Origin of the sequence: Nonomuraea montanisoli (genome assembly GCF_013363975.1) — a bacterium.
In the GTDB taxonomy this organism is placed as follows: domain Bacteria; phylum Actinomycetota; class Actinomycetes; order Streptosporangiales; family Streptosporangiaceae; genus Nonomuraea; species Nonomuraea montanisoli.
The window spans coordinates 184,888-209,787 of sequence record NZ_JABWGN010000010.1 but is presented as its reverse complement, the minus strand read 5'-3'; the positions used below and the strand labels follow the sequence as shown (position 1 = coordinate 209,787).

Sequence of the window (24,900 nt, the reverse complement as noted above, 5' to 3'; positions counted from 1 at the left end):
GGCGCGCACTTTCGCCCCCGGGGTGCGTACGTCCGGCTAGTCGATGACGTTCGCGCACACCACGTGCGCGCCGATCTCGATCATGCGGCGCTCGCTGCGCGCGTCGGCCACCCGCGCCATGAGGATCGGCGCCCCGCTGGCCGCGAACTGCGGCAGCCGGGCGCGCACCCCGCGGTGCAGGTCGCGCACCACGTCCTCGGCCGCCGACATGTGCACCTTGACGTGCAGCATGATGCCGGGGACGCCCGAGGCGGTGCGGGCCTCGGAGATCCAGACGTGGTGGACCAGCGGGAAGTCCGCCAGCAGGTGCGCGATGGCCCGCCGCAGGGCGGGCAGGATCGGGTGCGTGCAGCGCCGGTAGCCCGGATCGACCTGCTGCATCGGGCCCGACAGGTGCGGGCGCGGCGCGGGGATCCACGGCATGGGCGGGGACTCGGGGGCCGGCGGGGCCACCTGGGCCAGCGCGGGCGCGCCGCGCGACACCATGGCCATGGCGCCGGTCGCGTAGGCGGCGGGGGCGGCGCCCGACAGGACGGGCGTCGGCCCGCTGCGCGTCGCGGTCAGGAACCGTTGCAGGTCGTCGATCGGCACGGCGGCCGCGGCGGGGCCGGCCGCGTCGATGACGATCTCACGCACGCCCGTGACGCGCTGGATGTCGAGGATGGTGTCGGCGTCGCAGGCCGACAGGGAATGGCAGCCGCGGTGCCGGGCGTAGGTGCCCGGGCCGGTATAACCGAGCAGAACCCGGTCGCCGGCCTGCGTGGTACCCAGGACGACGGACCGGTCGGGCCGCACGGCCACCAGTACTCCGCCGTCGGCCAGGGCCGCGAGCAGGCGGTGCGGGGTGCCGTGCTGGGCGAGCACGTCGGCAAGCGCAGGATTCCCGATGCTCATATGACGAACCATAGGTAGTGGGCCACGGCTTATCAGGCTAATGGCGAAGAAAACTCCTGAGCAAGACAAAGATGGGCGCGACGTGGATGACCTTGGCGCGGGGCGGGTAGGACGGCGCCCGTCTCACATTCCGGGTCCCTCGTGAACGCGTTCACAAGCGCGGATAGACTCTGGGGGACTCCGAGGGGCTCGCCGACGTGCCCCTCCAGCCCGCCGCTCGCCGTAAGGATCCACCCGTGACAAAGCCTGTCGTCCTGGTCGCAGAGGAGTTGTCCGAGGCCGGCCTCGCCGTGCTCGGCGCCGACTTCGAGGTCCGCCACACCGACGGCGCCGACCGCTCCCAGCTTCTGCCCGCGCTCGCGGACGTGGACGCGCTGATCGTCCGCTCCGCCACCCAGGTGGACGCCGAGGCGATCGCCGCCGCGCCCAAGCTGCGTGTGGTGGCCCGCGCCGGTGTGGGCCTCGACAACGTCGACGTCGAGGCGGCCACCAAGGCCGGCGTGATGGTCGTCAACGCGCCCACCTCCAACATCACCAGCGCCGCCGAGCAGACCGTCGCCCTCATCCTGGCCAGCGCCCGCAACACGGCCCAGGCCCACGCCGCGCTCAAGAACGGCGAGTGGAAGCGGTCCAAGTACACCGGTGTCGAGCTCGACGAGAAGGTCATCGGCATCCTCGGCCTCGGCAAGATCGGCCAGCTCGTGGCGCAGCGCCTCCAGCCGTTCGGCGTCGAGCTGATCGCCTACGACCCCTACCTGCCGCCGGCCCGCGCCGCGCAGATGGGCGTCAAGCTGCTGAGCCTCGAAGAGGTCATCAAGCAGGCCGACTTCCTCACGGTCCACCTGCCCAAGTCCAAGGAGACCCTCGGCCTCATCGGCGACAAGGAGCTGCACGAGGTCAAGCCGTCGGTGCGGATCATCAACGTGGCCCGCGGCGGCATCGTGGACGAGGCGGCGCTCTACTCCGCGATCAAGGAGGGCCGCGTCGCGGGCGCCGGCCTCGACGTCTTCGCCAAGGAGCCCTGCACCGACAGCCCGCTGTTCGAGCTGGACCAGGTCGTCGTGACGCCGCACCTCGGCGCCTCCACGCACGAGGCCCAGGAGAAGGCCGGCACCCAGGTGGCGCGCAGCGTGAAGCTGGCGCTGGCGGGCGAGTTCGTGCCCGACGCGGTCAACGTCCAGGGCGGCGCGGTCGCCGAGGACGTCAAGCCGGGCCTGCCGCTCGCCGAGAAGCTCGGCCGCGTCTTCACCGCGCTGGCCGGCGAGGTGGCCACCAAGCTCGACATCGAGGTGCGCGGCGAGATCGCCGCGCAGGACGTGCGGGTGCTGGAGCTGGCCGCGCTCAAGGGCGTCTTCACCGACGTGGTCGAGGACTCCGTGACGTACGTCAACGCGCCGCTGCTGGCCAAGGACCGCGGCGTCACGGTCGAGCTGGTGACCAGCTCCGACAGCCCCGACTGGCGCAACGTGGTGACCGTGCGCGGTGTGCTGGCCGACGGCCGGCAGGTCTCCGTGTCCGGCACGCTGTCCGGCCCGCGGCAGATCACGAAGATCGTCGAGGTCAACGGCTACGAGATGGAGATCGAGCCGACCGAGCACCTGTCGTTCTTCACCTACACCGACCGGCCCGGTGTCGTCGGCGTCGTCGGCCGCCTCCTCGGCGAGCACGGCATCAACATCGCCTCGATGCAGGTGGCCCGGGACGTCAAGGGCGGCAAGGCGCTCATCGCGCTGACCGTCGACTCGGCCATCCCGGCCGACGTGATCGAGCAGATCATCGCCGAGATCGGCGCCGACAGCGGCCGCTCGGTCGACCTCGACGGCTGACCTTCCGCGCCGGACCAGACGGCCGCCGCCGGACCTCGTGTCCGGCGGCGGCCGTTTTTCGTCTCACGATGCGAGATATTAGGACGTCCAACGAGACAGCCCGGTGACCGGAAGGTACATTGGCTGTCAATGCGCCAGGTTCTCGTACTCATTACCTGCCGCGGCGGGGCCTGTTAGGGCAGGCCGGCGACCCGCCGCGGTGCGTGGCGTCGCGTCGGCCGTCAGTCCCATCGCCCGGTCCGTGATCCGGACCGTGCGCCGCAGGCCCGGGTCGGGTTCGCGACCGGGGTCCGGCCTCCGTCCGTACGACGCCCCGCGAAATGAGATGAGTCACATGTATGAGATGTATGCCTGGAACGGCGCCGAAGAGCACGACGACGAGGCGACCGAGGCCCTGCAGACCGCGCTGGACCGCCGCGACAACGGCGGCGCCCCGCTGACCGCCGACTTCAGCTGACCTGAACGCCCGGCCGGGGACCGCCGCACGGTCTCCGGTCAGAAGGCCAGCCGGTAGAAGACGGCCATGTTCCGCAGGGTGCGCGACACCCTGGCCAGCGCGGCCGACAGCCGGTGCGACAGTGACAGCTCGGCGAACCCCTCCATGTCGAACGCGCTGAGCACGGTCACGCACCGGAGCCGGGGACTGATCGACAGCAGGTCCCCGGGGCCCTCGATGCCCCAGCGCATCGTCGCGCCGGCCTTGCGCACGGGCCGGTTGACCACCTGGAGCGCGATGCCGCGACGGTTGAGGGCGTCGAAGACGAACTGGCCGGAGGGGAACCCCTCGGCGACGGCCCGCACGAGCGCGCGCCCCTCCTCCCTGCCGAGGTAGTAGAGCAGCCCCTCGGCCACGACCAGCACCGGCCGGTCGCGCGGAACCTGCTCCAGCCAGCCGAGATCGGTCACCGACGTGCCGATCGTGGTGCAGCCGGGCGGTTCGGGGTAGAGCCGCCGGCGCAGCTCGACGACGTCGGGATAGTCGACGTCGTACCACCGCACGCCGGCGGGCGGCCCGAGCCGGTGGACCCGGGTGTCGAGGCCGCAGCCGAGGTGCAGCACGGTCGCCTCGGGTGTCGTGGCGAGGAAGTCCCGCGCCCAGTCGTCGATGAGGCGCGCCCGCAGCGCCACAGAGGCGGCCGTGCGCGGGCCCACGCCGACGCGGCGGAAGTCGTGGTCGATCCTGGAGACGGTCTCGGCGGCCATGGTGTCGCCGAGGATCGGCCGGGGCGAGCGGGCGTCCAGCACCCGGCCGTACAGGGTGGCGAGCAGGGTCGCCTTCTCCTCGCTGAGATGCACCTTTTCGGCAGCCATACGGATCACGCTACGCCCGCGCCGCCGTGCGGGCGGGGGTTACAGGATCGAGGCGATGGGCATGGCCGGAGCGGGCTCCTCGGTCGCCGCCTTCCTGGCGGCCCAGACCTTGACGCCCTTCGGGTCGGGGCGGACGGCGCCGACGAAGGAGGAGCGGCGCCAGGACGACAGGCGCTCGACCTTGACGACGTCGCCGGTGTGCGGGGAGTGGACCATGTACCCGGGCTTGGAGATCATCCCGACGTGTCCGAGGCCATGGAAGAAGACGAGGTCACCGGGCTTGAGGTTCTTCCAGGAGATCTTCCGGGAGAACGCGTTGTACTGCTGCGCCGCGGTGCGCGGGAGGGTGATGCCGGCGTGCTGGTAGGCGCGCAGCATCAGGCCGGAGCAGTCGTAGCCGGCGGGGGAGGCGCCGCCCCAGACGTACGGGGTGCCGCGCTTGTCGAGGGCGTACTTGAGCGCCCGTTTCCAGGCGGGGAGGGGGGTCTTCTTGTCGCGGGCGGCCTTGACGTCCGCGCCGGTGAGGGTGACGACCGGCGAAGTCAGCCGGGCGGTGGAGGTGTCCTCCTGGGAGCTTCCGGGGACGGAGGAGGAGACGTTCTGGAACGTTCCAGAGAGGGGGAACTGGGGAGTGCTGGGTCGCGTGGAGGCGAGGGAGACACCGGTCGGGGCGGCTACGGCGATCCCGGCAGCGACGGCGGCGAGCATGGCGAAGCGAGACACGAAGGTCCTTCCATACGGCCTACCGGGTTAGCTGACGGGCTCGGGCCTGGAAGCGGCCCTACGGCGGTGACATGCCGATTCGCCCCATGAGGGGAATGGGTCCCCGGCTCCACGCAACCGCTGCGTGGATTCGGCCCGAGGGACTCTAACGAAACGGTCAAAACAGCGCAATCCCCCTCAAAACGGTTGTCCGATCAGTGAGATGGTGTGTTCGGCAGTCGAGACGACCCGGTAAGGTACCGGCCATGGATTCGCGCGACATTCGCCTGGCAGTGATCCCCGGTGACGGCATCGGCATCGAGGTCGTGACAGAGGCGCTCAAGGTGCTCGAAGCCGTCGGCACGAAGATCGAGACCACTCACTACGATCTCGGCGCCGCGCGCTACCACCGCACCGGCGAGACCCTGCCCGACTCCGTCCTGGAGGAGCTGCGCGGCTACGACGCGATCCTGCTCGGTGCGGTCGGCGACCCCAGTGTCCCGCCGGGCATCCTGGAGCGCGACCTGCTGCTGCGCCTGCGCTTCGTCTTCGACCACTACGTCAACCTGCGCCCGGTCAAGCTCTACCCGGGCGTCGAGACGCCGCTGGCCGACACCCGCCCCGAGGACATCGACATGATCGTGATCCGCGAGGGCACCGAGGGCCTCTACGCGGGCACGGGCGGCGTCATGCGCGCCGGCACCCCGCACGAGATCGCCACGCAGGAGTCGCTCAACACCGCCCACGGCGTCGAGCGCGTGGTGCGCTACGCCTTCGCCAAGGCGCAGTCAAGGCCGCGCAAGAAGCTCACCCTCGTCCACAAGACCAACGTGCTGGCCTACGCCGGAGACCTCTGGCAGCGCACGGTCAACCGGGTGGCCGAGGAGTTCCCCGAGGTCACCACCGACTACGCGCACATCGACGCGGCGTCGATGTACTTCGTCAGCCAGCCCGAGCGCTTTGACGTGATCGTCACCGACAACCTCTTCGGCGACATCATCACCGACCTCGGCGCGGCCATCGCGGGCGGCATCGGCCTGGCCGCCAGCGGCAACATCAACCCCGAGCGCACCGCGCCCAGCATGTTCGAGCCGGTCCACGGCAGCGCGCCCGACATCGCGGGCCAGGGCAAGGCCGACCCGACCGCCACGATCCTGTCCGCCGCCATGCTCCTCGACCACCTCGGCCGGCACGCCGAGGCCGCCAGGATCGAGCAGGCCGTCTCCGAGGACATCGTGGAGCGGCTGAGCGGGTGGGCGAGCCGGACGACTCACGAGATCGGTGACGACATCACCGCGCGAGTATCGAGCTAGGGCCGCCCTAGCTCCACCAGCGCCTGGCGGTCCGAACAGGGACCCGCCGGGCGCTTTTCGCATGTTCGGGGGCATAACAACCCCGCTGCCCCCTTGCCATCCCAAATAGCGAGACAATAGGAAGTACGGACTGCCGTCGCGCAGTGCCGCCGGCATCACCCAGTCGTAGAGAGAAGGACCATCGTCATGACCATCGCTCAGAAGCTCAGCTTCGACGTGCAGCTGTCCGACCATGCGCGCACCGCGGCGGAGCGCGAGCAGGTGCTGGCGAACCCCGGTTTCGGTCAGATCTTCACCGACCACCTGGTCTCCATCGACTACACCGAGGGCCAGGGCTGGCACGACGCGCGCCTGGCGCCGTACGAGCCGCTCACCCTCGACCCCGCCACGGCGGTCTTCCACTACGCGCAGGAGCTGTTCGAGGGCCTGAAGGCGTACCGGCAGACCAACGGCTCGGTCGTGACGTTCCGCCCGTACGCCAACGCCGCCCGCTTCAACCAGTCGGCGGCGCGCATGGCGATGCCGGAGCTGCCCGAGGAGACGTTCGTCGAGTCGCTGGAGCAGCTCGTGCAGGCCGACCGCGAGTGGGTGCCGACCACCGAGGGGCACAGCCTCTACCTGCGCCCGTTCATGATCGCCACCCAGGTGGGGCTGGGCGTCAACTACCCGTCGCGCACCTACAAGTACATGGTGATCGCCTCGCCGGCGGCCTCGTACTTCACCGGGGGCGTCAAGCCCGTCTCGGTGTGGCTGTCCACCGAGTACACCCGCGCCGCGCCCGGCGGCACGGGCTTCGCCAAGTGCGGCGGCAACTACGCCGCCGCCTTCGTCGCCCAGCGCCAGGCCGTCGAGAACGGCTGCGACCAGGTGGTGTGGCTCGACGCGGCGCAGCACGCGTACGTCGAGGAGATGGGCGGGATGAACCTGTTCTTCGTCATCGGCGGCAAGCTCGTCACCCCCGCGCTGACCGGCACGCTGCTGCCCGGCATCACCCGCGACTCGATCCTCGCGCTGGCCGACGACCTCGGCCTGGAGGCCGAGGAGCGCCTGGTCAGCGTCGAGGAGTGGGCGGACGGCTGCGCGTCCGGCGAGATCACGGAGGTCTTCGCCTGCGGCACGGCCGCGGTGGTCACCCCGGTCGGCTCGGTCAAGGGCGCCGACCGGTCCTGGACGATCGGCGACGGCACGCCCGGCCCGGTCACCATGCGGGTGCGCGAGGAGCTGCTCGGCATCCAGTACGGCGCCCGTACCGACCTGCACGGCTGGATCCACAAGGTCCTCTAGCCAGGTCACCGCGCGACCGGCCCGCTCCGCCCCGGGCCGGTCGCGTTGCGTGCGCACCCTGGCGGTGGAGCCGCCCTTGACGCCCGATTCAGGGGTTTCTCAGGTGATTCCGGTAAGGTCGCGGCGACCGGATCGAGGGACGGGGCGAATGACGAAGAGGGTGGCGGCCGTGCTGGCCGCCTTGGCGGTGCTGGCCGCGCTCGTGGTGCTGCAGACCGTGGCGGGCGACGGGTCGTCGCGGGGGGTGCGGCTGCTGCGGCAGCCCGACGGCAGCATGGTGCTCGCCGACACCGGCGCCAGCGCGCCGGTGCTGGACCTGTACGAGGACTTCGACTGCCCGGTCTGCAAGGACCTGCACACGCGGGTGGACGCCACGATCCGCCGCCTGGCCGCGGCGGGCAAGGTCAAGGTCGTCTACCACCCGGTCACGATCTTCCAGGACGAGCCCATGCACTCGAACTCCGTGCGCGCCGCCGCCGCGGCCCGCTGCGTCCCGGAGGACAACTGGCTCGCCTTCCGCGACGAGCTCTACGGCATGCAGCCCGCCCCCCACGGCGTGGCCTCCGGCTTCACGCTGGAGGAGCTGGCCAGGGCGGCCCGTCAGGCGGGCGCGTCGGTCGACCAGTGCGTCACCTCCCAGACGTACGCCGAGGACCACCTGAAGCAGAGCGCCAGAATCCGGCTTGAGGGCACCCCCACGGTCGTGCTCGACGGGCAGTTGCTCGGCGCCGAGGCGTTCGACCCGAAGGCCCTGGAAGCGGCCATCACCGGGGGCTCCGGCGTCACGGTGTGACGCCGGGTGTCCATACCCTGAGACCGATGTGCCGAATGGTGAGTCGGTATGGCAGACTGCTGAGCACCATGTTCTACGGTCTGCTCATTATCGGCAGGCGCGCTGGCTGACACAGGGACATAGCCAGCGCGCAGACCTCTCACGTCCGTGAGGGGTCTTTTTGTTTTCCAGGGAGAGGACACCATGGCCGACGACCGGTTCCACGTCTATGACACGACGCTGCGTGACGGCGCACAGCAGGAGGGGCTCAACCTCACCGTCGCTGACAAGCTCGCCGTCGCGCGCCATCTGGACGGACTGGGCGTCGGTTTCATCGAAGGGGGCTGGCCGGGCGCCAACCCCAAGGACACAGAGTTCTTCCGGCGGGCTCGGACCGAGCTCGACCTGAAGCACGCGCAGCTAGCCGCGTTCGGCGCGACCCGCCGGGCCGGTGTGAAGGCAGCCGACGACCCTTTGGTGGCCGCTCTGCGCGAATCCGGCGCGCCGGTCGTGACCCTTGTCGCCAAGAGCCACGACCGGCACGTGGAGCTGGCCCTCCGCACGACCCTCGAGGAGAACCTCGCGATGATCCGCGACACGGTCTCCCACCTTCGTGCGGAGGGACAGCGAGTCTTCCTGGACGCCGAGCACTTCTTCGACGGCTACACGTCCAACCCAGCGTACGCCCTGGAGGTGCTCAGGACCGCCGCCGAGGCGGGCGCCGACGTCGTCGCCCTGTGCGACACGAACGGCGGCATGCTCCCCGACGAGCTGGCCGACGTGGTCCACGCGGCCGCGCAGACCGGGGCCCGCGTCGGCATCCACTGCCACGACGACACCGGCTGCGCGGTCGCCAACACCCTGGCCGCGGTCAAGGCCGGCGCCACTCACGTGCAGGGCTGCGCCAACGGCTACGGCGAGCGCTCCGGCAACGCCAACCTGTTCACCGTGGTCGCCAACCTCCAGCTCAAGCGCGGCTTCGACCTCGTGCCGCCGCAGGCGCTGGCCGACATGACCCGCATCGCCCACGCGATCACCGAGGTCACCAACGTCACGCCCAACTCCCACGCCCCGTACGTCGGCGCGTCGGCGTTCGCCCACAAGGCCGGCCTGCACGCCAGCGCCATCAAGGTCGACCCCAACCTCTACCAGCACATCGACCCCGCCCAGGTGGGCAACGACATGCGCATGCTGGTCTCCGACATGGCGGGCCGCGCCTCGGTCGAGCTGAAGGGCCGCGAGCTGGGCTACGAGCTGACCCCCGAGCACACGAAGACCCTGGTCGAGCGGGTCAAGGATCTGGAGTCCCAGGGCTTCACCTTCGAGGCGGCCGACGCCTCCTTCGAGCTGCTGCTGCGCGACACCGTCCACGGCGAGCGGCGCCGCCACTTCGAGGTGGAGTCCTGGCGGGTGATCGTCGAGCGGACCAAGGGCGGCGAGCTGGTCAGCGAGGCCACAGTCAAGCTGCACGCCAAGGGCGAGCGCATCGTCGCCACGGGCGAGGGCAACGGCCCCGTCAACGCGATGGACAAGGCGGTGCGGCTCGGGCTGGAGAAGCTCTACCCCGAGCTGGCCAAGCTGGAGCTCATCGACTACAAGGTGCGCATCCTGGAGGGAACGCACGGCACGGGCGCGGTCATCCGGGTGCTCATCACCTCCAGCGACGACACGGCCGAGTGGGCCACGGTCGGCGTCGCCGAGAACATCATCGACGCCTCCTGGCAGGCGCTGGAGCAGGCGGTCACCTACGGCCTGCTGCGCGCGGGCCGCGAGACCGGCTGACACGAGAAGGACCCCAGGAGCCCTCGGAGCGTCGGGGGACAAGGGCATGGTCCTCCGCAGGGGGGCGCTTCGCGCCATGGGGCTCCGGGCAGCGCCCTGGGGGGGCAAGCCCCCACACCCCCGTCTGGGGGTCTTCCGACCCCCAGGCCCCCGGTCGTAAGCCTTTGGGTGGTGGTCAAGAGGCATAGGGTGGGGCGGAAGAGGAGGTCATGGTGGCTGCGGTGACTCGACCTAAAGTCGACAGTATCTCGCTGGGTGACTTGGTGGAATTCACTCTTAATGGCCGGATAAGAGTGCCTACGTTCCAGCGCTCATATCGGTGGGAACGGAGTGATGTCACGCAACTGTTCGACAGCCTCCTCCGCGGCTATCCCAAACGTGCTGGTCTGGCAGCGTCCCGCTGCGGCGGGGACGGTGCACATCGGTCATCTGACGATCGATGCGCATGCAGTCGGAGACGCCTATTGGGTGGTGGACGGCCAGCAACGGATCACCAGCCTGGTGGGTGCGCTCACGGCCACAGGCGACACCGTTGACCCACGGTTCCGGATATATTTTGACCTGGCTCGTCATCAATTCATCTCGCTGCCGCGTCGATATCAGCCGGGAGACGATCAGCTGCCCATGTCTCTCGTATTGGATACAGCCAGAACCAATGCGTGGATCCGGGCACGGGTTCATCTGAACGACGAGCAGATCGCATTGGCGGATCAGGTCGTCGCCGCGGTCCGGGACTACAAGATCCCCATGTACATAGTCGCCGGGGAGGATGATCGCGCGTTGCGCGACATCTTCGACCGGATGAACACCTTTGGTAAGCCGCTGAAAAGCGCAGAGGTGTTCAACGCGCTGCATTCGATCGCGGGAGAGCAGAAGCCCGGAGATCTGCGCATGCTCGGTGCGAGCGTGCAGACCTTCGGGTTCGGCGAGATTTCGCGCAGGTGAGGGAGGTCGCCGTCGCCTCCAAATACGAAAAGGCGACCTACGCCGGGCTTGCTCGGTTCATCAATGCGGTGTGCTCGGACGACGTGGAAGAGTATGTGCGGAGGCTGACCGCGATCGTGGTCATGGGCAACCTCGACGCGCATCTCAAGAACTGGACCGTGCGATACCCGGATGGCATCACCGCACGGCTCTCCCCAGCCTATGACTTCGTCTCGGTGTCGGCCTACGACGAGTTCCGCACCGAGGAACTGGCGTTTCCGGTGAATGGCGGCAGGGTGGCGAGGCTCATCACCTTGGACAATTTCCGGCACCTGGCCCGGCGCGCAGGACTGGAACCCGACCACGTCACAGATGTTGTCGTGCGCACTGTGGAGGCGCTGCTTGATGCGTGGCCGCAGGTGAGGGCCGGATCCGCCACTCCCGCCTTCGTCGCCGCCCACATCGACCAGCGCCTGAAGTCGCTCCCCCTGGTCGTGGAAGCGAGACGGTGACGTACCGCTTCCACGAGTACCGTCGTCAGAGCAGGCCGGCCGAGAAGGACACGCCCTCGACCTTGACCTTGCCGCCCGAGCACGACACCTTCGGGTCGTCCGTGCCCGGCACGATCACCGTCAGCAGCGACGCGGCGTCGGGCGACACGACGACGGCCGTCGGCAGCTTGGACAGGTACGTCGGCGACACCCAGCCCAGCTTCCCGCCGCGCTCCACCTTCTGGCCGCCCACCGGACGGCAGGAGGGACCGAACTGGAGCAGCGTCACCCGGAACTTGCCGTCGCCCAGCACCACCCGGCCACCCTCGTTCGAGACGACCTTGAGGGACGGGGCGAACCGCCACAGGTTGCGCACCTTCTTGCCGCCCGCCGCCGTGTCGAGCACCGCCATCAGGTCGTCGCCGTGGTTGACGAGCACCGACCGGGTGCGGGCCGTCCCGTACGCCTTGTCGGTCAGGCGGAACGCCTGCCGGTCGGCGCCGATCACCGACTTGGTCAGCTTGCTGGCCGTGCGCGGCCGGAAGCGCTGCCCGACGACCGTGGGGACGTTGTGCGCCTCGGGGGAGAGCGTCCAGTAGCGGTAGGCGCTCTTCTCGTAGGAGTGGAAGCCGGCGTCCATGAGGATGTCGCGGCCGTGCGCGTAGTACGTCACGCCCAGGTGGTCCTCGTGGCCGTGGAACTTCAGGCCGGGGCCGAACCTGATCGAGTAGTACGCGGAGTCCGGCTTGTTCCAGGCGGTCCGGCCGTAGACGTAGCCGGCCCGGTAGACCTTGACCTCCTGCTTGGGCGTGCCGGTCTCCACCCGCGGCTCGGTCTCGGCGCTGCCGTCGCCGAGGGGGGCCATGTAGCCGTTGGGCATGGTGGAGTGGGCGATGAAGTCCTTCAGGGCGTCGGCCCGCTCGGAGATCTCGCCCGGCACCTTGCGCCCGCAGTCCTTCATGTTGGCGATGGCCACCTGGAGCCGGCCGTACACGTAGACGGCGTAGCGCGGGGCCTGCTCCATGAGCGCGCCCTGGGAGTCCACGTCGAGTTTGACGGTGCCGGTCAGGCGCCTGGAGGCCAGGTTCGCCCAGTCGGAGCGGCCGTAGCGGCAGCCGATGCCCATGAGCGCGATGTCCTGGTCCATCCCGTGGTTGTGGCCCTTCTTGTAGAGCCTCGGGTCGGCCAGCAGCCGGGCGTGGTCGGCCAGGCTGTCCTTCAGCCAGGCGTCCTTGACGTGCATGCTCAGGCAGACGAGCGCCTGCGAGCGCAGGGAGACGGGGTGGTCCTTCCAGGCGTACGACGGGGTGCCGGCGGCGCCGCGCCGGTTGCCCGCCACCCAGTCCTTGGTGATCTCCTTGGCCCGGTCGAGGTAGCGCTCGTCGCCGCTGTTCTCGTAGGCCACGACGAGCGTGCCCATCCAGCGCAGCGACTGGAAGACGAACTCCCACGAGCGGTTCCGGTACGGGCTGGCGGCCCAGTTGATCTTGCTGCCGAGCTTGTACGGCGGCAGGCCGACCAGGGAGATCTCGCCCCGCATGACCTCGTCGGCCGTCGGCGTCGCGGGCAGCCAGTCGCCCTGGCACTGGGAGGTCCGCTTGACCTTCTCCGTCCCGTCCGCGGGCGTGTCGGCGTGCGCTGCACCTGCCAGCCCGCACAGGAGGAGCAGGGAGGTGAGGGGGATCGCGAGGCGGCGCACGCCGGTTTCCTTCCGGACCATGAAATGGGGGGCGGAACATGCTGTCCGAATCGCGATCAACCGGTCAAGTCGGGCGATAGACCGGGTGTCAGATCGTTAGCGGCCCGATAGCTATTCGCCCTTTGTATCCTGTTTGCTCGCCGGGAGGCTGAGGAGGCCGCTGATGTCGTTGGTACGCGCGCACGGGGCGTTCCTCCTTGCCGTGCTCGCCGGGGTCGTCCTGCGCGGCCTCGCTCTCTTCGGCTACCGGCCGGCGATCTGGTTCTGGGCCGACTCCTTCGCCTACCTCAACGCCGCGCTCGACCCGCGCCCGCTGGAGTCGCGCACGTCCGGCTACTCGTTCTTCCTGTGGGCGCTGCGCCCGCTGTCGAGCGTCGAGGCCGTCGTGGTCGTGCAGCACCTGCTCGGCCTCGGCATCGGCGTCATGGTGTACGCGCTGCTGCGGCGCCGCCTGCCCGGCTGGGCCGCGGCCCTGTTCGCCCTGCCGGTGCTCGTCGACGCGTACCAGATCCAGCTCGAACACATGATCATGGCTGATCTGCTGTTCGTGTTCCTGGTCATGGCCGCGGTGACCCTGGTCCTGTGGCGGCCCCGTCCCTCGGCGGGTACGGCCGCCGCGGCCGGTGTCCTGCTGGCCGCCGCCACCGTCACCCGCACGATCGGGCTTCCGGTGATCGCCGTGGTCGCGGTCGCGCTGCTGCTGCGCCGTACCGGCTGGCGCGCCGTCGCCGCGCTCGCGGTGGCCGCCGCGATCCCGCTCGCCGGTTACGCCTCGTGGTTCGCCTCCGTCCACGGCACGTTCGCGCTGAGCCGCGGCAGTACGTTCCTGTGGGCGCGCACGCTGACCTTCGCCGACTGCGCGCGCATCCGGCCGGACCTGCCGCAGCTCTGCCCGAAGGAGCCGCTGGGGCAGCGCCGGCAGCCGCCGGAGTACATCTGGGACGCCGATTCGCCGATCACCACGATCAAGGGCGGCAACGCCGCGCGCGACGAGGGCGCGGGCCGCTTCGCCCGGCAGGCCATCCTCGCCCAGCCGCTCGACTTCCTCGCCGCGGGGCTCGCCGACTCGGCGCACATCTTCAGCTGGGAGCGCTGGGTGTACCCGGTGGACGGGCCGCAGAGCGCCTACTCCTTCCCCGAGCGCATCCCGCCGTTCAGGGACGTGCCCGCCTCCAAGGACCGCACCGCCGCCGAGATCACCACCGACTACCAGGGCGCCTCCGGCCAGAGCGCGGTCGTCGAGCCGTACGCGGGCCTGATCCGCTCCTACCAGGGCTGGGGCTTCCTGCGGGGGCCGCTGCTCGGGGCGCTCCTGCTGGTGGGCCTGGCCGGGGTCGTGGTCAGGTGGCGGTCGCTGGGCGGCGACGTGCTGCTGCCGTGGGCGGCCTCGGTGACGCTGCTCCTGCTGCCCGTGCTCATCGCCGCCTTCGACCACCGGTACGTGCTGCCCGGCGTGCCGCTCGCCTGCCTCGCGGCGGGGCTGGCGGTCGCCCGCCGGACGCCGCGCGCCGACTCCGGCGACGCCGCGCCGTCCCGCTCGGACGCCGCCCAGCCCGCCGGCCGTACCCGTTGAGTCATGATGGCCCCATGAAGCTGAACGACCTGGTGATCCCCGACACCGCCGCCTGTCGCGGCGCGCTGGAGGTGGCGGCCAGATACCACACGCCCTCGCTGCTGAACCACTCCGTCCGGGCCTACCTGTGGGCCGCCGCCTACGCCAGGAAGCAGGGCATCGGCTTCGACGCGGAGCTGCTCTACGTGTCGGCCATGCTCCACGATCTCGGGCTGACCGCCGAGTTCGACAGCCACACCGTGCCGTTCGAGGAGGCGGGCGGGCACGTGGCCTGGGCGTTCTGCGCGGGCGCCGGCTGGTCGCGCGAGCGCAGGCAGCGCGCCCTCGAAGTGATCGTCCGGCACATGTGGGACGAGGTGTCCCTGGAGGACGATCCCGAGGGGCACCTGCTGGAGCTGTCCACGGGCATGGACATCTCGGGCCGGCGCACGGAGCTGATCCCGCCCGGCCTGCGGGAGGAGGTCCTGGCCCGCCACCCGCGCCTGGACATCGCCAAGGAGTTCGCCGCCTGCATCGCCGAGCAGGGCGAGCGCAAGCCGTCCAGCCTGGCGGGCGGGTTCGTCCGGTCGGGGATCGCGGAGCGCGTCGCCCGCAATCCCCTCGACGCCTGACGGCCCCGGGACGCCTCGGTCAGGACTTCGGGCCGGCGCTCTGCACGACCTCGAAGGACCACACCTCCGAGCCCGAGGCGGCCGGCCCCTGTCCGTGGCCGTGCCCCTGTCCCTGCTCCTGCCCGCCGGCGCGGCCCGCGTCGGCGGCGGCCTGGGCGTGGCCGCGCTGGAACGCCATGCCCTTCTGCCAGTTCTGGAAGTCCTCCTCGCTGCGCCAGCGCGTGTAGACGAGATAGCGGTCGGTGCCCTCGACCGGCCGCAGCAGCTCGAACCACTCGAAGCCGTCGGACGACTCGACCATCCCCGCCCGGTTGGAGAACCGGCGCTCCAGTTCCTCCCGCATCTCGGCGGGAACCGTCAGCACATTGATCTTCACGACGGACAACGCGACCCCTCTCGCGGCAGCTCACCGCACCGGGTGCCCCGTCGCGACCCGGTGCCGTTGCCAGGCTAACCCGCCGCACCTCCGGGGGGCGGACCGGCTCGGCGGCGGCGATAGCCTTGTCGGGTGCGTATAGCGAGGTTCTCCACAGGCGAAGGCGTCACGTTCGGCGTGGTCGAGGGCGGACCGGGCGAGGAGTTCGTCTCCGCCATCACCGGTCACCCGTTCGGCGAGGTCCAGTTCACCGGCGAGCGATACCCGCTGTCCCAGGTGAAGCTGCTGGCCCCCATGCTGCCGAGCAAGGTGGTGGCCATCGGCCGCAACTACGCCGAGCACGCCCGCGAGCTGGGCAACGAGGTGCCCGACGAGCCGCTGATCTTCATGAAGCCGTCCACCTCCGTCATCGGCCACGGCGAGGCCATCGCCTACCCCACCTCGCTGTCCCACCGGGTCGACTACGAGGGCGAGCTGGCCGTGGTCATCGGACGGCTGTGCCGCGAGGTCCCGGTCGAGCGGGTCAAGGACGTCATCTTCGGCTACACCTGCGCCAACGACGTGACGGCCCGCGACCTGCAGAAGCGCGACGTGCAGTTCACCCGCGCCAAGAGCTTCGACACGTTCTGCCCGCTGGGCCCGTGGATCCGCACCGACCTCGACCCGAGCGACCTCGCGCTCACCACGACGGTCAACGGCGAGGTGCGCCAGAGCGGCCGCACCAGCCAGCTCATCCACGACATCCCCGCGCTCGTCGCCTACGTCAGCGCGGTCATGACCCTGATCCCCGGCGACGTGATCCTGACCGGCACCCCGGCGGGCGTCGGCCCGGTCGAGATCGGCGACGAGGTCAGCGTCGGCATCGAAGGCATCGGCACTCTGACGAACAAGGTGGTCGCTCGTGACTGATCTACGGGTACGGTTCGCGCCGTCCCCCACCGGCATGTTCCACGTGGGCGGCGCCCGTACGGCGCTGTTCAACTGGGCGCTGGCCGAGCAGGCCGGCGGCCGGTTCGTGCTGCGCGTCGAGGACACCGACGCCACCCGCAACCGGCCCGAGTGGACCGAGGGCATCATCTCGGCGCTCGACTGGATCGGCATCAACGGCACCAACCCGGCGTTCGAGGGCCCCTACTTCCAGTCGGCCTACGAGCCGCAGCACCGCGAGGCCGTGGCCAAGCTGCTGGCCGACGGTAAGGCGTACTACTGCGACTGCACCCGCGAGCAGCTCGTCGCCCGCACCGGCTCCGAGCACCGCGGCTACGACGGCCACTGCCGCGAGCGCGGCCTGACCGAGGGCGCGGTCCGCTTCCGCACCCCCGACGAGGGCGTCACGGTGGTCGACGACCTGATCCGCGGCCGGGTGGAGTTCCCCAACGACGCCCAGGAGGACTTCGTCATCGCCCGCACCGACGGCTCGCCCCTCTACGTGCTGGCCAACGCGGTCGACGACATCACCCAGGCCATCACCCACGTGGTGCGCGGCGAGGAGCACCTGGGCAACGCGGCCAAGCAGGAGCTCCTGTGGCCGGCGCTCGGCGCGACGCCGCCGGTGTGGGCGCACCTGCCGGTCATCGTCAACGAGCAGCGCAAGAAGCTGTCCAAGCGGCGCGACAAGGTGGCGCTGGAGGACTACCGCGAGGAGGGTTACCTGGCCGAGGCCATGGTCAACTACCTCATGCTGCTCGGCTGGGGCCCTGGCGACGACCGCGAGATCATGCCGTGGTCGGAGATGGTGCCGCTGTTCCGGCTGGAGGACGTCAACAGCTCCAGCGCGTTCTTCGACGAGAAGAAGCTGCGCGCCTTCAACGGCGAGTACATCCGGGCGCTGCCGATCCACGTCTTCGAGGAGCGCTGCTCGCCGTACCTCGACGCCGACTGGGACCGCGAGACCTTCAGCAAGGTCGCGGCGCTCGCCCAGACGCGCATCACGGTGCTGTCGGAGATCCGGCAGAACGTCGACTTCCTCTTCCTCGACCAGCCGGTGTTCGACCAGGCGTCCTGGGACAAGGCCATGAAGAACGCCCCGGTCGAGATCCTCACCGGCTACCTGGAGCGCCTCGACTCCGTGAGCTGGGACCCCGAGTCGCTGAAGGAGGCGCTGGAGGAGGTGGGCGCCGCCCACGGCCTCAAGCTGGGCAAGGCGCAGGCCCCCGTCCGCGTGGCGGTCACCGGCCGGACGGTCGGTCTGCCGCTGTTCGAGTCGATCGAGGTGCTCGGCCGCGAGCGGAGCCAGGAGCGGCTGCGCGCGGCGCTAGCGCGCCTGCGAGGCTGACGGCCGCCCCGGCGGCCATCGCCAGCCACACCCCGGTGACGCCGGCGTGCGCGCTCAGCGCGTACGCCAGCGGCACCTGCACGGCGAACCCGGCCAGCGTGGCGGCCAGCAGCCGGCCGCCCCTGCCGCTCGCCTGGAGCACCCCGCCGACGGCGATGAGCCCGCCGAAGGGCACCAGGTAGAGCGTCATCCAGCGCAGGAAGCTCACGGCGGGCTCCGGGTCCGCCGTGAAGAGCGCGGCGACGGGCGCCGCCACGGCGTTCACCGCGAGCGCCACGGCCGCGCCGGCGCCCAGGCCGAGCAGGAGCGGCGAGCCGGCCGGCTCGGAGCGCGCGGTGCGGATCATCGCGGCCTGCCGCAGCGCGTAGAACACCATGACGCCGGCCAGCATGATCTTCTGCCCGATGCCGTAGCCGGCCAGCTCCCGCGTGCCGAACCCGGCCACCAGGTCCACCAGCGCCATGCCCACGGCCGAGCGGGCGAGGAAGTCGCCGGACATCGGCAGCCCGGTCCGCACCACGTCCCACGCGGCCGCCCCGGTGCCGGCGGCGTCCCCGTCGGCGGACGGCGCCCGGGTGAGGCGGCGCGCGGTCGCCAGCGCCACGACCAGGGTCAGCAGCCGGGCCGCCACGGTCGCCAGTGCGGCCCCCTGCACGCCCAGGTCCAGCCCGTAGATGAACAACGGGTCCAGCGCGACCACCAGCACGTTGCAGAGGATGGCGTGCCGCATCGGCCGACGGGTGTCCCCGCGGCCCTTGAGGATGCCGTCCACGACGGTCTGGGCGAAGTACACGGGCAGGCCGCCGAGCGAGATCAGGAAGAAGCCGGCCGTGAGCCGCCAGTCGTCGGTGAACAGCGCGGCCAGCGGCTCGCGCAGCAGTACGCCCGGCACCGCGATCGCGACCGACAGGACCGCCCACAGCGCCCAGCCGGCGCGGACGACGGGCGCGACGGGCGCGTGCCCGTCACGGCGGCCGACCAGCACCGTGACGCCCGTCGGGATCGCCAGGAACAGGCCGTAGGCCAGGTACTCGACGGTGGTGCCCACGGTCACGGCGGCGACCGCGGCCTCGCCCAGCCCGGAGACCCAGAGCAGGTCGATCAGCCCCACCGCCACGACCGCCGTCAGCAGCTCCACGTATACGGGGATCGCCAGCCGGATCATCACATACCTCGATTCGTTGTATATCGATTAGAGGTATAGCGGTACGATGCGGCCCATGGCAAGCGGCGGCGACCTGGCCCTGACGATCCTGGGCTTCCTGAACGAGCGGCCGATGCACGGCTACGAGCTCAAGGCGCGCATCGCGGCGCTCTCCGGCCACCTGCGCCCCGTCAGCGACGGCGCCCTCTACCCGGCCATCTCACGGCTCGAATCGGCGGGCCTGGTCGAGCGGCACGAGGAGGCGGGCGCGGCGGCGGCGCGCCGGTACGTGCTCACCCTCACCCCGGCCGGCCGTGAGGAGCTGCTCGACCGTCTCCGCCGCCCCGCCGACCTCCAGATCAGCGACCAGGCGCGGTTCTTCGTCCTGCTGACGTTCCTGTCGGCGCTGCCGGACCCGGCCGACCGCGCCGCGGTGCTCCGGCGCCGCCTCGACTTCCTGGAGGCGCCGGCCGGCTTCTTCTACGAGGGCGGGCGGCCGGTGCGCGCGGAGGAGGAGCCCGACCCGTACCGGAAGGGGATGCTGCTGGTCGCGCGGGCCATGAGCCGGGCGGAGAAGGAGTGGCTGCGCGAGCGCCTCGCCGGCCTGCCGAGCCCGGCCGCGTGAGGACCCCGCCCCGCGGGGCGGGGTCCTGGACCGGTCAGACCAGGCCGCGGCGCTTCAGCAGCGGCTCGATGGACGCCTCACGGCCGCGGAACTCGCGGAAGGCCGTCAGCGGGTCGGTGGCGCCGCCCCTCGACAGCAGCGTGCGCCGGAAGTGGTCGCCGTTCTCGCGCCGGAGCCCGCCGTTCTCCTTGAACCACTCGACGCTCTCCGCGTCCAGCACCTCGCTCCAGATGTAGGAGTAGTAGCCGGCGCTGTAGCCGCCCGAGAAGATGTGCGCGAAGTAGTTGGTCCGGTAACGCGGCCGGACCGGCGGGAAGGCGATCCCGGCCGCCTCCAGGGCCGCCTGCTCGAACGCCTCGGCGTCCGCCACCTCCTGGCCCGGCTCCAGCTTGTGCCAGGCCCAGTCGAGCAGCGTGGCCGCGAGGTACTCCACGGTCATGAAGCCCTGGTTGAACTGCTCGGCCGCCTTCATCTTCTCGACCAGCTCGGCCGGCATCGGCTCGCCCGTCTCGTGGTGGCGCGCGTAGTTGGCCAGCACCTCCGGCCAGGTGATCCACATCTCGTTGACCTGCGACGGGTACTCGACGAAGTCGCGCGGCACGCTGGTGCCGGAGACGCGCGGGAAGCGCACCTCCGAGAACAGCCCGTGCAGGGCGTGCCCGAACTCGTGGAAGGCCGTGTTGACCTCGTCGTAGGTCAGCAGCGTCGGGCCCGAGGCGGGCTTGGTGACGTTGAGGTTGTTGACCACGACCGGCTTCTCGCCGAACAGCAGCGACTGGTCGACCAGGTTGTTCATCCAGGCGCCGCCGCGCTTGCCCTCGCGGGCGTACGGGTCGAGCGCGAACAGGCCGAGGGTGCTGCCGTCCTCGTTGAACACCTCGAAGATCCGCACGTCCTCGTGGTAGCCGCGCAGCTCCGGACGCTCGGCGAAGGTGATGCCGTACAGCAGGGTCGCCGCGTGGAAGACGCCGTCGCGGTAGACGCGGTCGAGCTCGAAGTACGGCCGCATCGCGCTCGCGTCGAGGTCGTAGCGGGCCTGGCGGACCTTCTCGGAGTAGAAGGACCAGTCCCACGGCTCGATCGGGAACCCGGCCTGCTCGGCCAGCGCCTCGGCCTCCTTGCGGGCGTTGCGTACGGCCGGGCCGACGAGCTGCCCGAGCATCTCCTCGACCGCGTCGACGGTCTTGGCGGTCTGGTCGGCCACCGAGTACGCGGCGTGGTTCGGGAAGCCCAGCAGCCGGGCCCGCTCGGCGCGCAGCGTCGCCATGCGGACCGCCAGCTCGAAGTTGCGCGGCGCCCGCTCGACGCTCAGCGTGTAGAGCCGGCGGCGCACGTCGCGGTCGGTGAGCTGGGCCAGACCCGGCTGGTTGGTGAAGTTCAGCAGCGGCAGGACGTACTGGCCGTCGCGGCGCAGCGACGCGATCCGCTCCTCGTCGAACCCGTCGAGCTCCTTGGGGTCGTCCACCACGAGCGCGGAGTCGGTGGAGGCGCGCATGAGGTTCTGGGCGAACTCGGTGGACAGCCGCGCCAGCTCCTCGTTGAGCTCCCTGAGCCGCTCCTGCTCGGTCTCGGACAGGTCGGCGCCGGCCCGGACGAAGTCCTCGCGGTACTTCTCCAGCAGCCACGCCTCCTCGGGGTCCTCGGTGGCGACCTGCTTGACGCGGGCCCACAGGGCGCGGTTGAGGCGGATGGCGTCGCTGTGCTTCGTCAGCTCGGGGGAGATCCGCTTCTCGATCTCCATGATCCCCTCGGTCGAGGCGGACGCGGCGACGGTGGAGAACGCCGTGGCCGTCCGGGCGAGCAGCCGCCCGGAGCGTTCGAGCGCGGCGATCGTGTCGTCGAACGTCGGCGGCTCGGCGCTTCCGGCGATCGCGTCGACCTCGGCCAGTTGCTCGGCCATTCCCCGCTCGAACGCGGGCAGGTAGTGCTCCTCGCGGATGTCCGCGAAAGGCGGCAACTGGTACGGCAGGGAACTAGGGGCGAACAAGGGGTTCTCGGCCAACGCTCGGGCTCCTCCACATGGTGTTTTGTCCCCCTCAGCTTGGCACGGGGAGGGGCCCGCCGGGCCGCCCGGGGCAATCGTTTTGGTCTTCGCCTCAAGCTGGGCTATTCTTTCGGACGTCGCCGAACGCGCCCCACGGGGCTCGCGGAAGCGGTGGGGTATGGTGTAATTGGCAGCACGACTGATTCTGGTTCAGTTAGTCTAGGTTCGAGTCCTGGTACCCCAGCAGTGAGCAGCGGATGTCTCGGAAACCGAGGCGTCCGTTTTTCATTTCGCCAGCCGATCGAGAATGTCGCTGATCTGCCGGTAAGCCGCCGCCGTCGGCGCGTGGGTAGCCTCCACCGTGTGCACGTCGAACGGATTGCCCGGGGTCGCCGCGTCGGCCTCCCTGATCATCCGGTCCTGCAGCGCCGGCGGGATCGTCCGGTCCCGCGCGTGCCTGATGTAGGTGCGCGGCACCCGTCCCCACGCCTGCGCGCGGCCACGCGCGTCACCGCCCGACACCAGCAGGCTCTCATCGGGCAGCAGCCCGTTCACCAGCGCCAGGAACTCCCCGTCGCTCGCGTCGGCCATGTACGCCTCCTTGGCCGCGTCCAGGAACACCGGGTCGGCCGAGCGCCAGTTGACCCGGATCGCGCCGATCTCCCGCGGGTCGCCGACCAGCGCGCCCAGCACGCTGGAGGCCAGGCTGCCCTCCGCCTCGGGGGTCCCCAGGTACTCCGCCGGCGAGCGCAGCGCGGTGCAGCAGAACGCGGCGTCGTACACGAGCCGGTCGATCAGGTCGGGCACCTCGTCGGCGGCCCTCGTGACGGTCGCGCCGCCCAGGCTTCCGCCCACCAGGATCACCGGGCCGTGCTCCGCGGCGCGGCGCACGACGTTCACGGTGGCCTCGACGTGGTCGTCCAGCGTCACGGCCGACACGGGGGAGGGCAGGGCGGCCAGCGCGGCCAGGTCCTGGGGCGCCTGGTAGGCCCGGTGGAACTGCTCGGCGGCGCCGTGGCCGGGAAGGTCGACGCCGACCGTCCGGTGGCCGCGCAGGGTCAGCTCGGGGTCCTGCGAGGCGGTCCCGTTCGCGCCCGTCACGAAGACGAACGTGGTGACCCGGCGCGGCCGGGCGGTCTCGGTCTGTTCGCTCATGTGACGATGCTCCCCGGGGGCGGAGGGGGCGTACATCGCCCGGGCGGCTCGTCGTCCGGTGGAGGCCGGGCATCCACCGATCGGCTGACCCTGACCCGTACGGACGGGGCGGGCTCGTGAAGATGTCAGGGCTCGCGAGGGCGGCCGGGCGCCTGAGAGGGACCGCATCGAGCGGATCCGCGGGAGAAGGGCCGGAGGGCCGCGAGCGCCTCGTGCACGTGACGATCGCCTACGGCCTGCTCGTCGTCTCCACGGTGGCCGCCGCGCTCACCGGGGACTCCGGGGCCGGCGCGACCACGGGACACGGCGCGGGCGGCTCGCGCAACGTCGTGCTCGCGGTGGCGCCCTGGCTCGCCTCGGTGCCCTGGCCGGTCGCGGCGGGGCTGACGGCCCTCTGGCTGACGCCGCTCCCGTGGTCGCACGCGCGCCGCCACGACCTGCCCGCGCTCGCCGCCGCGCACTACGCCGGCTTCCTCGCCCTCGCCGGGATCCTGGCCGCGCACCACCCGGCCTTCACCCTGCTCGCCTCCGCCGGCTATCCGCTGGCCGTCGCCCTGCTGCCCACCCGGCTGGTCATCGCCGGGATGACGCTCACGGCCGCCGTCATCGTCGCCGCCCAGGCCGGGGCGCGCGACCCCGCCGGGCTGCTCACCGTGATCGCCGGCATCGCCGTCCCGCTGGTGGCCGCCGGCTGGTACGTCAGCGCCGAGAGCGACCGGCGCCGCCGCCTCATCGGCGAGCTGCGCGCCGCCCTGGCCGACAACGCCGACCTGCACGCCCGGCTGCTCGGCCAGGCCAGGCACGCGGGCGTGCTCGACGAGCGGCACCGGGTCGCGGGCGAGATCCACGACACGGTCGCCCAGGACCTCGTCGCGTTGATCGGGCAGCTCGACGCCGCCGGCCGCGCCGACCTGGCCGGTCATGACGCCGACCGCCGGCGCCGCCTCGCTCACGCGTCCGAGCTGGCCCGGCGCGGTCTGAGCGAGACGCGCCGGGCGGTGAGCGCGCTGCGCCCCGGGCCGCTGGAGGACTCCCGGCTGCCCGACGCCCTCGGCCGCATGGCGGACGACTGGAACCGCGGGGCGCGCGCCGGGCTGACGTTCGAGCTGACCGGCACGCCGGTGGCGCTGGCCGCCGGTGTGGAGGACACCCTCCTGCGCGTGGCCCAGGAGGCCCTGGCCAACGTCGCCAAGCACGCCGACGCCACCAGAACGGTCCTGACGCTCTCGTACGAGGACGACACGGTCCTGCTGGACGTCCGAGACGACGGGACCGGTTTCGACCCGCAGGCGGTCACTGACGGCTTCGGGCTGGACGGGATGAGGCGGCGGGTGCGGGGAGTCGGCGGCACGCTGGAGATCGAGTCGGAACCGGGAGGGGGCACGGCCGTCGCGGCGACCGTCCCGGCCCTGCCCGCACGCATGGACGACGAAGCGGGCCAGCCCGTACGCACGGGGCACGAAGCGGGCCGCCCGGCGCGCACGGGACACGAAGCGGGAGGGGAGGCGTGGAGCGAGGCATGAGGCTGCTCCTGGTGGACGACCACCCGATCGTGCGCGACGGCCTGCGCGCGGCGCTGGACGCGGAGCCGGACCTGGAGGTCGTGGGGGAGGCGTCCGACGGGGCCGGGGCGGTCAGGCTGGCGGCCGAGCTGACCCCGGACCTCGTCCTCCTGGACCTGCGCATGCCCGGCATGGACGGCGTCACCGCCATCCGCGAGCTGCGGGCGCTCGGCCCGGCGGCGCCGCGGGTGCTGGTGCTGACCACGTTCGACACGGACGTGCTGACCGCGCTGGAGGCGGGCGCGGCGGGCTACCTGCTCAAGGACGCCCCGGCGCACGAGCTGGTGCGCGCGGTCCGCGCCGCCGTACGCGGCGAGACGGTCCTCGCGCCCGCCGTCGTGGGCCGCCTGGCCGAGCAGGTGCGCAAGCCCGCGCGGGGCGCGCTGAGCCCGCGTGAGCTGGAGGTGCTGCGGCTGGTGGCGGGCGGGGCGACCAACCAGCAGGCCGCCGCGCGGCTGTTCATCAGCCAGGCCAGCGTCAAGACCCACCTCCTGCACGTCTACGCCAAGCTCGACGTCCACGACCGCGCGGCCGCCGTGGCGGAGGCCTACCGCCGCGGCCTGCTGACCGGCTAGCCGCGCTCCGCGAACGTCACGG

The 24,900-nt window shown here is 71.3% G+C and carries 23 protein-coding genes, 1 tRNA gene, 1 pseudogene and 1 riboswitch; of the genes and pseudogenes, 17 read left to right on the top strand and 8 right to left on the bottom strand.

From position 1 onward, the window contains the following. Positions 1–36 precede the first annotated feature (36 nt). Complete coding sequence (locus tag HTZ77_RS26365; protein WP_175592369.1) at positions 37–894, bottom strand: hypothetical protein; 858 nt, start codon at positions 892–894, stop codon at positions 37–39. Between the two features lie 236 nt (positions 895–1,130). On the opposite strand from HTZ77_RS26365, the gene serA reads away from it, so the two are divergent. Both serA and HTZ77_RS47660 read left to right on the top strand, forming a co-directional pair. Beyond that, positions 1,131–2,720, top strand: coding sequence for a phosphoglycerate dehydrogenase (gene serA / locus HTZ77_RS26360; RefSeq protein ID WP_175592368.1), 1,590 nt, complete (start codon positions 1,131–1,133; stop codon positions 2,718–2,720). Between the two features lie 334 nt (positions 2,721–3,054). Then, the gene (locus HTZ77_RS47660) at positions 3,055–3,177 is read left to right on the top strand and encodes a hypothetical protein (protein ID WP_268960127.1); all 123 of its coding nucleotides are present in this window, start codon (positions 3,055–3,057) and stop codon (positions 3,175–3,177) included. 38 nt (positions 3,178–3,215) lie between these two features. On the opposite strand, the gene HTZ77_RS26355 is transcribed toward HTZ77_RS47660, so the two are convergent. Continuing rightward, positions 3,216–4,031 (bottom strand): class I SAM-dependent methyltransferase, encoded by an 816-nt coding sequence (locus tag HTZ77_RS26355; protein WP_175592367.1) that lies wholly within the window; start codon positions 4,029–4,031, stop codon positions 3,216–3,218. 39 nt (positions 4,032–4,070) lie between these two features. Further along, positions 4,071–4,754 (bottom strand): C40 family peptidase, encoded by a 684-nt coding sequence (locus HTZ77_RS47655; protein WP_175592366.1) that lies wholly within the window; start codon positions 4,752–4,754, stop codon positions 4,071–4,073. Position 4,755: 1 nt separating this feature from the next. Further along, a riboswitch (cyclic di-AMP (ydaO/yuaA leader) is annotated at positions 4,756–4,900 on the bottom strand. Positions 4,901–4,999: 99 nt separating this feature from the next. Here HTZ77_RS47655 and HTZ77_RS26345 point away from each other — a divergent pair. From HTZ77_RS26345 to HTZ77_RS26320, 7 genes and pseudogenes are all read left to right on the top strand, one after another. Beyond that, positions 5,000–6,046, top strand: a complete 1,047-nt coding sequence (locus tag HTZ77_RS26345) for a 3-isopropylmalate dehydrogenase (RefSeq protein WP_175592365.1) — start codon at positions 5,000–5,002, stop codon at positions 6,044–6,046. A gap of 186 nt (positions 6,047–6,232) precedes the next feature. Next, the gene (locus tag HTZ77_RS26340; protein WP_175592364.1) at positions 6,233–7,330 is read left to right on the top strand and encodes a branched-chain amino acid aminotransferase; all 1,098 of its coding nucleotides are present in this window, start codon (positions 6,233–6,235) and stop codon (positions 7,328–7,330) included. Positions 7,331–7,478: 148 nt separating this feature from the next. Beyond that, on the top strand, positions 7,479–8,123 hold the full coding sequence (locus HTZ77_RS26335) for a DsbA family protein (RefSeq protein WP_175592363.1): 645 nt from the start codon (positions 7,479–7,481) through the stop codon (positions 8,121–8,123). Between the two features lie 183 nt (positions 8,124–8,306). Next, a complete protein-coding gene (gene cimA, locus HTZ77_RS26330) occupies positions 8,307–9,884 on the top strand; it encodes a citramalate synthase (RefSeq protein WP_175592362.1) in 1,578 nt (525 codons plus the stop codon). A gap of 209 nt (positions 9,885–10,093) precedes the next feature. After that, positions 10,094–10,246, top strand: a pseudogene (locus HTZ77_RS48790) (hypothetical protein); the annotation flags it as partial. 16 nt (positions 10,247–10,262) lie between these two features. Further along, positions 10,263–10,829 carry a GmrSD restriction endonuclease domain-containing protein gene (locus HTZ77_RS26325; RefSeq protein ID WP_407940558.1) on the top strand — a complete coding sequence of 189 codons (567 nt, stop codon included), beginning with the start codon at positions 10,263–10,265 and terminating at the stop codon, positions 10,827–10,829. After that, positions 10,826–11,320 carry a HipA domain-containing protein gene (locus HTZ77_RS26320; RefSeq protein WP_175592360.1) on the top strand — a complete coding sequence of 165 codons (495 nt, stop codon included), beginning with the start codon at positions 10,826–10,828 and terminating at the stop codon, positions 11,318–11,320. Before HTZ77_RS26325 ends, HTZ77_RS26320 begins: the two co-directional genes overlap by 4 nt. Before the next feature lie 25 nt (positions 11,321–11,345). Here the strand turns inward: HTZ77_RS26320 and HTZ77_RS26315 are convergent, their stop codons facing one another. Next, entirely contained in the window at positions 11,346–12,998 is a 1,653-nt protein-coding gene (locus tag HTZ77_RS26315; RefSeq protein ID WP_328808775.1) for a heparinase II/III family protein, read from the bottom strand. 163 nt (positions 12,999–13,161) lie between these two features. On the opposite strand from HTZ77_RS26315, the gene HTZ77_RS26310 reads away from it, so the two are divergent. Together HTZ77_RS26310 and HTZ77_RS26305 are read left to right on the top strand one after the other, a co-directional pair. After that, positions 13,162–14,571, top strand: a complete 1,410-nt coding sequence (locus HTZ77_RS26310; protein WP_175592358.1) for a hypothetical protein — start codon at positions 13,162–13,164, stop codon at positions 14,569–14,571. Between the two features lie 14 nt (positions 14,572–14,585). Next, positions 14,586–15,182: an HD domain-containing protein gene (locus HTZ77_RS26305; protein WP_175592357.1), complete on the top strand. Its 597-nt coding sequence runs from the start codon at positions 14,586–14,588 to the stop codon at positions 15,180–15,182. Between the two features lie 19 nt (positions 15,183–15,201). On the opposite strand, the gene HTZ77_RS26300 is transcribed toward HTZ77_RS26305, so the two are convergent. Next, positions 15,202–15,567 (bottom strand): antibiotic biosynthesis monooxygenase family protein, encoded by a 366-nt coding sequence (locus HTZ77_RS26300; protein ID WP_175592356.1) that lies wholly within the window; start codon positions 15,565–15,567, stop codon positions 15,202–15,204. Between the two features lie 123 nt (positions 15,568–15,690). Here HTZ77_RS26300 and HTZ77_RS26295 point away from each other — a divergent pair, with 123 nt between their 5' ends. Together HTZ77_RS26295 and gltX are read left to right on the top strand one after the other, a co-directional pair. After that, on the top strand, positions 15,691–16,467 hold the full coding sequence (locus HTZ77_RS26295) for a fumarylacetoacetate hydrolase family protein (RefSeq protein WP_175592355.1): 777 nt from the start codon (positions 15,691–15,693) through the stop codon (positions 16,465–16,467). Continuing rightward, on the top strand, positions 16,460–17,833 hold the full coding sequence (gltX, locus tag HTZ77_RS26290; protein ID WP_175592354.1) for a glutamate--tRNA ligase: 1,374 nt from the start codon (positions 16,460–16,462) through the stop codon (positions 17,831–17,833). The genes HTZ77_RS26295 and gltX overlap by 8 nt, the downstream gene beginning before the upstream one ends. On the opposite strand, the gene HTZ77_RS26285 is transcribed toward gltX, so the two are convergent. Further along, positions 17,727–18,998 (bottom strand): MATE family efflux transporter, encoded by a 1,272-nt coding sequence (locus HTZ77_RS26285; protein WP_175592353.1) that lies wholly within the window; start codon positions 18,996–18,998, stop codon positions 17,727–17,729. The two genes, gltX and HTZ77_RS26285, sit on opposite strands and share 107 nt — an antisense overlap. Before the next feature lie 55 nt (positions 18,999–19,053). Here HTZ77_RS26285 and HTZ77_RS26280 point away from each other — a divergent pair, with 55 nt between their 5' ends. After that, entirely contained in the window at positions 19,054–19,602 is a 549-nt protein-coding gene (locus tag HTZ77_RS26280) for a PadR family transcriptional regulator (RefSeq protein ID WP_175592352.1), read from the top strand. Positions 19,603–19,636: 34 nt separating this feature from the next. Here the strand turns inward: HTZ77_RS26280 and HTZ77_RS26275 are convergent, their stop codons facing one another. Continuing rightward, a complete protein-coding gene (locus HTZ77_RS26275; protein WP_175592351.1) occupies positions 19,637–21,604 on the bottom strand; it encodes a M3 family metallopeptidase in 1,968 nt (655 codons plus the stop codon). A 154-nt stretch (positions 21,605–21,758) separates the two neighbouring features. On the opposite strand from HTZ77_RS26275, the gene HTZ77_RS26270 reads away from it, so the two are divergent. Continuing rightward, a tRNA-Gln gene (locus HTZ77_RS26270) sits at positions 21,759–21,830 on the top strand. 41 nt (positions 21,831–21,871) lie between these two features. Here HTZ77_RS26270 and HTZ77_RS26265 read toward each other — a convergent pair. Beyond that, positions 21,872–22,741, bottom strand: coding sequence for an alpha/beta fold hydrolase (locus HTZ77_RS26265; RefSeq protein WP_235995171.1), 870 nt, complete (start codon positions 22,739–22,741; stop codon positions 21,872–21,874). Positions 22,742–22,959: 218 nt separating this feature from the next. Here HTZ77_RS26265 and HTZ77_RS47650 point away from each other — a divergent pair, with 218 nt between their 5' ends. Both HTZ77_RS47650 and HTZ77_RS26255 read left to right on the top strand, forming a co-directional pair. Then, a complete protein-coding gene (locus HTZ77_RS47650; protein WP_328808774.1) occupies positions 22,960–24,264 on the top strand; it encodes a sensor histidine kinase in 1,305 nt (434 codons plus the stop codon). Then, positions 24,261–24,878, top strand: a complete 618-nt coding sequence (locus tag HTZ77_RS26255) for a response regulator (RefSeq protein WP_175592349.1) — start codon at positions 24,261–24,263, stop codon at positions 24,876–24,878. Before HTZ77_RS47650 ends, HTZ77_RS26255 begins: the two co-directional genes overlap by 4 nt. Positions 24,879–24,900 lie beyond the last annotated feature (22 nt).

What these genes read in the sequence shown, in the direction of transcription:
- HTZ77_RS26280 (WP_175592352.1), top strand. Translation starts at nt 19,054, where the DNA reads ATGGCAAGCGGCGGCGACCTGGCCCTGACGATCCTGGGCTTCCTGAAC.
- HTZ77_RS26335 (WP_175592363.1), top strand. Translation starts at nt 7,479, where the DNA reads ATGACGAAGAGGGTGGCGGCCGTGCTGGCCGCCTTGGCGGTGCTGGCC.
- HTZ77_RS26365 (WP_175592369.1), bottom strand. Translation starts at nt 894, where the DNA reads ATGAGCATCGGGAATCCTGCGCTTGCCGACGTGCTCGCCCAGCACGGC.
- HTZ77_RS26310 (WP_175592358.1), top strand. Translation starts at nt 13,162, where the DNA reads ATGTCGTTGGTACGCGCGCACGGGGCGTTCCTCCTTGCCGTGCTCGCC.
- HTZ77_RS47660 (WP_268960127.1), top strand. Translation starts at nt 3,055, where the DNA reads ATGTATGAGATGTATGCCTGGAACGGCGCCGAAGAGCACGACGACGAG.
- HTZ77_RS26305 (WP_175592357.1), top strand. Translation starts at nt 14,586, where the DNA reads ATGAAGCTGAACGACCTGGTGATCCCCGACACCGCCGCCTGTCGCGGC.
- cimA (WP_175592362.1), top strand. Translation starts at nt 8,307, where the DNA reads ATGGCCGACGACCGGTTCCACGTCTATGACACGACGCTGCGTGACGGC.
- HTZ77_RS26340 (WP_175592364.1), top strand. Translation starts at nt 6,233, where the DNA reads ATGACCATCGCTCAGAAGCTCAGCTTCGACGTGCAGCTGTCCGACCAT.
- HTZ77_RS26285 (WP_175592353.1), bottom strand. Translation starts at nt 18,998, where the DNA reads ATGATCCGGCTGGCGATCCCCGTATACGTGGAGCTGCTGACGGCGGTC.
- HTZ77_RS26265 (WP_235995171.1), bottom strand. Translation starts at nt 22,741, where the DNA reads ATGAGCGAACAGACCGAGACCGCCCGGCCGCGCCGGGTCACCACGTTC.
- HTZ77_RS26355 (WP_175592367.1), bottom strand. Translation starts at nt 4,031, where the DNA reads ATGGCTGCCGAAAAGGTGCATCTCAGCGAGGAGAAGGCGACCCTGCTC.
- HTZ77_RS26255 (WP_175592349.1), top strand. Translation starts at nt 24,261, where the DNA reads ATGAGGCTGCTCCTGGTGGACGACCACCCGATCGTGCGCGACGGCCTG.
- HTZ77_RS26345 (WP_175592365.1), top strand. Translation starts at nt 5,000, where the DNA reads ATGGATTCGCGCGACATTCGCCTGGCAGTGATCCCCGGTGACGGCATC.